Origin of the sequence: Candidatus Mycoplasma haematohominis, from assembly GCF_902712995.1 — a bacterium.
Lineage (GTDB): Bacteria > Bacillota_I > Bacilli_A > Mycoplasmatales > Mycoplasmoidaceae > Eperythrozoon_B > Eperythrozoon_B haematohominis.
Map to the genome: position 1 here is coordinate 1 of NZ_CACTIB010000001.1, position 6,650 is coordinate 6,650.

The 6,650-nt window shown below is 30.3% G+C and carries 9 protein-coding genes; 6 read left to right on the plus strand and 3 right to left on the minus strand.

The window, feature by feature from the left end; translation table 4 throughout:
- A partial coding sequence (locus H6411_RS00005; protein ID WP_216082605.1) for a restriction endonuclease subunit S domain-containing protein occupies window positions 1-351 on the minus strand: 351 nt, incomplete at its 3' end.
- A 240-nt stretch (window positions 352-591) separates the two neighbouring features.
- Between H6411_RS00005 and H6411_RS00010 the strand changes: the two genes are divergently transcribed.
- The 3 genes from H6411_RS00010 to H6411_RS00020 all read left to right on the plus strand — a co-directional run bounded on the left by H6411_RS00010 (window position 592) and on the right by H6411_RS00020 (window position 3,166).
- Window positions 592-1,443: a hypothetical protein gene (locus H6411_RS00010; RefSeq protein ID WP_216082606.1), complete on the plus strand. Its 852-nt coding sequence runs from the start codon at window positions 592-594 to the stop codon at window positions 1,441-1,443.
- Between the two features lie 88 nt (window positions 1,444-1,531).
- Window positions 1,532-2,329, plus strand: coding sequence for a hypothetical protein (locus tag H6411_RS00015; protein ID WP_216082607.1), 798 nt, complete (start codon window positions 1,532-1,534; stop codon window positions 2,327-2,329).
- 6 nt (window positions 2,330-2,335) lie between these two features.
- The gene (locus H6411_RS00020; RefSeq protein ID WP_216082608.1) at window positions 2,336-3,166 is read left to right on the plus strand and encodes a hypothetical protein; all 831 of its coding nucleotides are present in this window, start codon (window positions 2,336-2,338) and stop codon (window positions 3,164-3,166) included.
- A gap of 212 nt (window positions 3,167-3,378) precedes the next feature.
- Here H6411_RS00020 and H6411_RS00025 read toward each other — a convergent pair whose 3' ends face one another.
- Window positions 3,379-3,654 (minus strand): hypothetical protein, encoded by a 276-nt coding sequence (locus H6411_RS00025; RefSeq protein ID WP_216082609.1) that lies wholly within the window; start codon window positions 3,652-3,654, stop codon window positions 3,379-3,381.
- Between the two features lie 396 nt (window positions 3,655-4,050).
- Here H6411_RS00025 and H6411_RS00030 point away from each other — a divergent pair, with 396 nt between their 5' ends.
- The 3 genes from H6411_RS00030 (at window position 4,051) to H6411_RS05880 (ending at window position 5,987) form a co-directional block, all read left to right on the plus strand.
- A complete protein-coding gene (locus H6411_RS00030) occupies window positions 4,051-4,866 on the plus strand; it encodes a hypothetical protein (RefSeq protein WP_216082610.1) in 816 nt (271 codons plus the stop codon).
- Window positions 4,867-4,874: 8 nt separating this feature from the next.
- The gene (locus H6411_RS00035) at window positions 4,875-5,747 is read left to right on the plus strand and encodes a hypothetical protein (protein ID WP_216082611.1); all 873 of its coding nucleotides are present in this window, start codon (window positions 4,875-4,877) and stop codon (window positions 5,745-5,747) included.
- 108 nt (window positions 5,748-5,855) lie between these two features.
- On the plus strand, window positions 5,856-5,987 hold the full coding sequence (locus H6411_RS05880) for a hypothetical protein (RefSeq protein WP_369408474.1): 132 nt from the start codon (window positions 5,856-5,858) through the stop codon (window positions 5,985-5,987).
- Window positions 5,988-5,997: 10 nt separating this feature from the next.
- On the opposite strand, the gene H6411_RS00040 is transcribed toward H6411_RS05880, so the two are convergent.
- Window positions 5,998-6,552 carry a hypothetical protein gene (locus H6411_RS00040; protein ID WP_216082612.1) on the minus strand — a complete coding sequence of 185 codons (555 nt, stop codon included), beginning with the start codon at window positions 6,550-6,552 and terminating at the stop codon, window positions 5,998-6,000.
- Window positions 6,553-6,650 lie beyond the last annotated feature (98 nt).

The following is a 6,650-nucleotide window of genomic DNA, read 5'->3' on the forward strand; positions in this document are numbered from 1 at the left end:
GATTAAAGTTATGTTCTTTCCAATAATTATTTTTTCTTGGCTTAAATAAGCACAGCACTTTCCAATTCCCGTTTTTGCTGTACTAGCATTTGCAATTAGTAAATCTCCATAATTGCCATATTTAACTTCTTTTATTAATTTTTCGTCTGTTTTGGAAATGCACTTATCGAATCAAATTTCAAATTTAGTATATATCTCACCATAATGAACGCAAGGATAATTTCCTTGCCCTATTTGAGACTTAATGGCTCCGACCCCTATACAAATATCTGTAGCAATTTCTCCAAGAGATTTTCATTCCCAAACCCCCCCCTTAGTTAATTGATTTAGTAGAGTTGTAATTGATTTCATGTGTTAATTAGAGTCTATTAGAAATAGATTTTCAATTGTGTGTTTATAAATTCGCCCCTGCTGATTTAAAAATAAAAAATGTTTTTCGTTTGATTTTTAAAATTCGCTGGTACTACAAATGCATAAATAATTAATAGCAACAAAAAAAATAATAAAAACGTTCTGTGGATTTGCCTTTTCTAATTTAACTTAAACATTCTTCTCAAAAAGATAATTTCTAAAGTTAAATTTTTTGGCCTTTTGAAAGGCTTAGTTTTTGGTTCTCTACTTGCGGTTACTGGTTTTGGCGGCTGATTATCTTTTGTTGTATCCGAAAGAACAGCAATCAAAGAACAAAATTTAGGTTTTGCATTATTTGAGATTGATAAAAATGTTCCCACAAGTAAAGCGATTCAAAATGCAGGCGAAGATACTTTTGGATATTTTTTTAAACATCATTTTGTAGATGCTTCTAATGGTGAAAATGAAGAGTGATGGAAGTGAGCATACAAAAATAGATATCAATTTGCAAGAATAGCCTTTAACTCTTCAGACGGTTATTTATCTGAGGAATTTAAATCCGTCAATGATCATAATTCTCTAAAAAGCGCCTGCGAAAAGGTCTATAAGAAAAAATTAAAGACTCCTGTTGTAAATGAATCTTCTGTAACTCAAAAAGAAAAAATTAATTCGTTGGAAGAAATTTGGCTTTATTGTTCGATTGAAGGAATTTTTCCGATCACTGTAGAAGAAGATTATGAATGAGATCAGGAGGAAGAAGAGGAAAAAGATAATAATATACACGATATAGAAGAAAAAATAAATCCCAATTATCAGTCACGATTGGTTGCGATTTCTGGAAACGAAAAGTTCTGAGATAATCATGCGAAAACTTTCTTTAAAAAAGATGTTAGTGGTGAAGGCTCAGGAAATAAAGCCACGGAAAGCGAAGCAGGTTTCAGTACGTTGTATGGAAAAACAGGTGGCGATAGAACGGCAAAAGAATTAAAAGAATTGTGTGGGAAAAATTATGAAAAATTTAGCGAGGCAAGCAGCAAAGACAAAATAATAAAAGAAACAATTATGTTCTGCTCTTTGAGGAGTTTTGAATAAAGAGAGTATTTTTGCTTTTTTTATCTAATTCTCTTAAATTGGTAAAAAATTAAATTCTTCTTATTTATTTGGAAGATCAAATAACTTTGTGGATCTAGCAAAGATAATTATTTCGGTTGGTTCTTTAGTTGTAATTGGAGTAGGAGGTTACATGTTTTCTCCTGTATTTACTAATAGTCCACCAATGCCAGATGTTCACCATACTATTTCAGTTTCAACAAGCTTTTCTAAAGATTACACTTCCGGAACATTTGGGATAAAGTATGGATATTTATTAGTAGACACTAAGAAACCAGAAAATCAAAATTGATGAGAGTGAAGTTTAAATCGTTTTTATTCCGATTCTAAAAGTGATTCTTTGAGTGCTGAATTTAAGGAAATAACAGATGGATATAAATTTGAACATGCCAACTCTGAAATTGTCTTTCTAAGTGATGTATGTGAAGCCGCATTTAAAAAAGAATTAACTACTGTTACTGGAAATTATGAAAATGATGTCTGGAAATATTGTTCTTTATCTTTAATTAAGCCTTTAACAGTAGAAGAGTCCTCTGATAAAGAAAGATATTCTTGCACTCCAGAAAAAATCGGGAATACCAGTAAATCTATTCTTATGTCTGTTGAAAATCCTTTAAACAAAGATTTTTGAGACTTAAAAACTGGCGAATTTTTTAGAAAAGGATCAATAGATTTCCCAACACCTTCAACAGATAATTCTTTTTTCAAAAAGTTTTATGACGATAACAAAAATAAGTTTCCAAAACCAAACTTAAGAGAAAAGTGTGGAGAATCATATGAAAAAGTTGCAGATAATAGCACTTCTTCTCAAGATAAACCAACTAAGACAGAAGTTATTAAGTTTTGTTCTTTAAAAGGCTCTGAATAATTTTTTATGTCAGCATTGGTTAAAGGAGCTTCAGGGATAGGAGCAGGAACTCTTATTATTGGTGGAGGTTATGGATTAGCTACCCATGTTATTTCCGTAAGGTATACAACTCTAAAAGAATCTCAAACAACTTTATACGCTGTAGGAACTATAGGAGGAAATAATAAGGATGAATTTGTTGATCCTATTTTTGAAGGAAACGAAAAGTGATGGAATTATGTATATAAGAATGTTTTTGAGGAAGATAAAAAAAGAAATGATATTTCAATAAGCAATGAGTTTGAAAATGTAGCTAATGCCTTTCTAAAAGGCGTATCTGATAAAAATGAAACATATCTAAATCAAGTATGTCATGCTGCTCTTTTGAAAACAGAGAAAACAACTGTAAACACAACTTATATTCAGAATGTTTGAAGATATTGTTCTACTTCTCCTGATTTATTTTTTCGCTCCAAAGGAACAGAGCCGAAACCCAAAATATTGGCGGAAGCTAATTCTCAAGTAGAGGAAAATAAGTTAAGCGGGATTGGTAATAATAAGAATGATCTAGTTGCTGATATCAAGGACAATGAAGATTGATGAAATTGAGCTTTTTCTAATAGATTGGAGGGTCTAAAGAAAGATGCAAACAATATAAGCGATCCTTTTAAAGCTGTAACAAGTGGTTATGGAACTGACGAGAATAATAGTTTGAATAAAGTTTGTGATGCTCAATATAAGAAACCTAGTTCTGATTTTTCTGATGATTCTACTAATACAGATGGTAAATATAAATTAAAGCAAGATGTCGATAGATTCTGCACTTTAGGAAAGAATAAAAAGTTATCTCTTAGTTAAGTCTTTGCCAGTTATTAGAGAGATTTAGATAAGTCAAAATAAGATGTAGAGAAATTTGCTGTTCAATAGAAATGAATTAAATGCAATAAACCTTTTGTATATTCTAGGAAATAATTGATTTTTAGGAGATGTTTCTGTATTAGACGAAGAAAACAAAATATTATTTGACTTTGTTAAATTTACTTTTTAAGATTTTTTATTTTGAATTCAAGCTATTCTAATTTCACAGATTTTTCTTTTCTTAAAAGCAAAGCAGAATCAATAAAAAAGATATGAATTGGAGAATTTGCTATATCTATTTTTCTTTCTGTACTTTTATTAACAATCATCGCATGCGTAGGGCTTTTCGATGTTTTGTCTGGTGCTGTTATAGCGCTTGTAGTTTTTATTCTTTTAATGTCCTTAGTGTCAATAGTTCTTTGAATAATAGATGTTATAAAGTGTTTGGGTTTTGTTTCTAGTCTTGATTCTTTCGCTTTATCAAACAAAGCACATTTAGACCGTTCAGTTATTTATTTAGCGCAAGAAACTGGAGGCAAAATTAAGATCATATTAATTTTCTATTTAATAGGTTTCTTTTTTCCTCCTTGTTTAATTGTTTCTTTCATATTTAAATTTATCTTTTGAAATTCTTTTAGGCAACTGACTTGATCTGTAGAAGGCACTGAAATAGAAGTTAAAGTAGAACATTAAATAGTTATTTTTTACTTATTGTAGTAAGCGAAATTTAATTATTAATTTTTTGGTGGTTTTCTTATTTTCAATAAAAAACATTCTTAATCCATAAATTATCATTTATTTTTATTAGTAGAAAATAAATTTTTGTATATTTCTTAAAAGAAAACATAGAATTTGAAGTTAGTATTTTCAAGTAAAAAATAACATTGTTGTATTCATCAAAAACTCTTGCGACTGTAATTGCTGGATCTGCAGTCTTTATATGAATTTCTTTTGGGATATACGTTATTCAATCTAGAGAAGTTTCAGTAAGTAGAAATCCAAGAGTTAGACATCGTTATCAGTCTGGTAGAAGATTCTCTGGTCGTAAATTTATTAAGAATCCACAAGCAGGAACATTTGGTTTTGATTTCCAAAAACACTTTATTGATACCTCTGATAAAGCAAACGTTTCATGATGATCTTGAAGCTATAAAAGATTTTCAAGTAGTAGAGAAGATGCTTTTAATTCGAGGAGAATAAGTTTTGAATTTCAGAGTATAAAAAGTGTTGATGACTTAAAAGAAAGATGTTCAGAGGCCTATAAAAAGAAAACAAGAGAAGAAATCTCTCCTATTAATAGAAACATAAAACAGGAGAAATACGAGTCAGATATTTGAACTTATTGTTCTGTAGAAGGAGGAACTCCGGAAACAATTTATGAGCAAGGCGATAGATTTATAGGTAGATATAAATTAGGAAATGTTTATCAATCCAGCATGATTTCTACTCGTGCAGTAGAAAACGGAAAATTTTGAAGAAGACAAGCAATTGCTTTCTATGGAGAAAATGGTAAAGGTATAGGTTCTGAAGCTAAAGATGAGCAAGCAGGTTTTAAGAAGTTATATGAAACTGATGATAGAACAATTGAATCACTTAAAGAGTTATGCGAAATTAACTACGATATTTCCTATAGTGAAAATTCAGAATTAGCCAAAGAAACACTTAGATTTTGTTCCCTATCGGGTTCTATAAATCGATAAGTTTTTCCATGAAGCCTCTAATCTTTATTTTCAGTTTATTTTCTTTAATAACTGGATTTGGGTTTGCGCTTTCTTCTAGATTTATAGAACAAACGAAACTTCGTTATCAAAAACTTTCATCTAAATTATCTTTAGAGGATAAAGCTCCTACACATAAAGAAATTCAGAATCCAAAAGAAGGAACATTTGGATACGACTTTAAGTATCATTTTGTTGATGCAGAAGATACATTGAATGATGATTGATGAAGGTGAAATTATAAGAATAGATATTTAGGATCTGTAGAAGATAGATATGGAAGTGTTGAAAATTTTCCATACAGTTCTCAGGCAATTAGAAGTTATTCCGATTTAAAAGATGTTTGCAAGAACGCTTATTCTCAGGAAATGAAAGCTGAGAAATTAATTGGAGAAAGATTTTGAACTTTTTTCCAGGAACAATATGTATGAATTTATTGTTCAGCAAATGGAGTTATTCCTATTACTTTAGAGGATGATTTGGAATGAGAAATATTAGAGCTTGAAGACGATTGTTACAGTTCTGAAGAGGGCTCTTGTAGTGCAACCATGTCTTTTGTGCAGGAATCTGCTTTAGTTTCTTCAGATTCAGTTAATGATTTGTTTTGAGAAAATCAAACAAAAGCTTTCTTTGGTTCAGAAGATGGAAAATGAGAAGGTTTAGGAAAGAAAGCGAAGTTAGAGGATGCTGGATTTAAGAAATTGTATGACGAAAATAAGAAAAAAACAACAGATAAAGAAATTTTGAAAAACCAATGTTCAGAAAACTACAAGAAAAAAGATGAAGAGGATTGAAAAAAAATATTGTCAGAGGTAACTATGTTTTGTTCATTGAGAGGATCATTAGGAATGGAACAAAAATAAATATGAATATATTTTTAGTTAACTAACTATTTCAAAATTGGATCTGAAACCTGCATAAATAGCGATTTAAGTGATTATTCTTATAATAACTCTCACAATTAATTAAAAATGGTATCTTCTTCAACCATCTTAGCTGTAACTTCTATAAACGTTGTTTTTGTAGCAGGAGTTTCTTACTTAACTGTTCAATTATCTTCTGCAGAATGCAGTCAGACTTCTAGCACTGAAGAAACAGAATAAAAGATTCCTTTTATTCTGGCATTTCACCATCTTTAGAACATAGAAGTCATACAACATCCAGTGTTTCTTCTTTTTCTCCCTCTAGATCCATTCAGTATGCTCTTCAACATGCATTGTTAAGGGAGTTGTAATCTTTCCTATTGTTTTCATGTGCAACAAACCCGCTTTCTAAATTATCGAAAACCGAATAAAGTTTAGATTGACTATCCACTAACGGATTTTCGCTATAGATTGAATATCTAGCTTTAAATAACTCTTCTCATGCAGAGGAGTTATTTTCTTTTCATGTATCGATAAATTCATTTTTGTATTTTTGATTTTCTTTTATGAAATTCTTATCCTGTCTTTTTATGAATTCCTGAAAGTTATTTTCTTCACTCAAGACTTTATAACTTTTTTCTATTTTTTTCACGCTTCCAAATCTAGATTTTCTCTTAACAGGAACAAGAGAAGCTCTTTTATTTTCGTCTGTTTTTGCAGATAGTGTTCCAGCAGCTGCTCCACCTGTAACGATGGCACTACTTCCTGAAATTAAACTTACTTTTGCTAGGGTGGTTTTTGTCATGATAGTACGTAATAAATATACCTCTTAAAAACACACTATTCATCGACTCTTTCCACTTTTTACTTTTCTTAAATTCTCAGCTTGCTAAAATTTTTGTT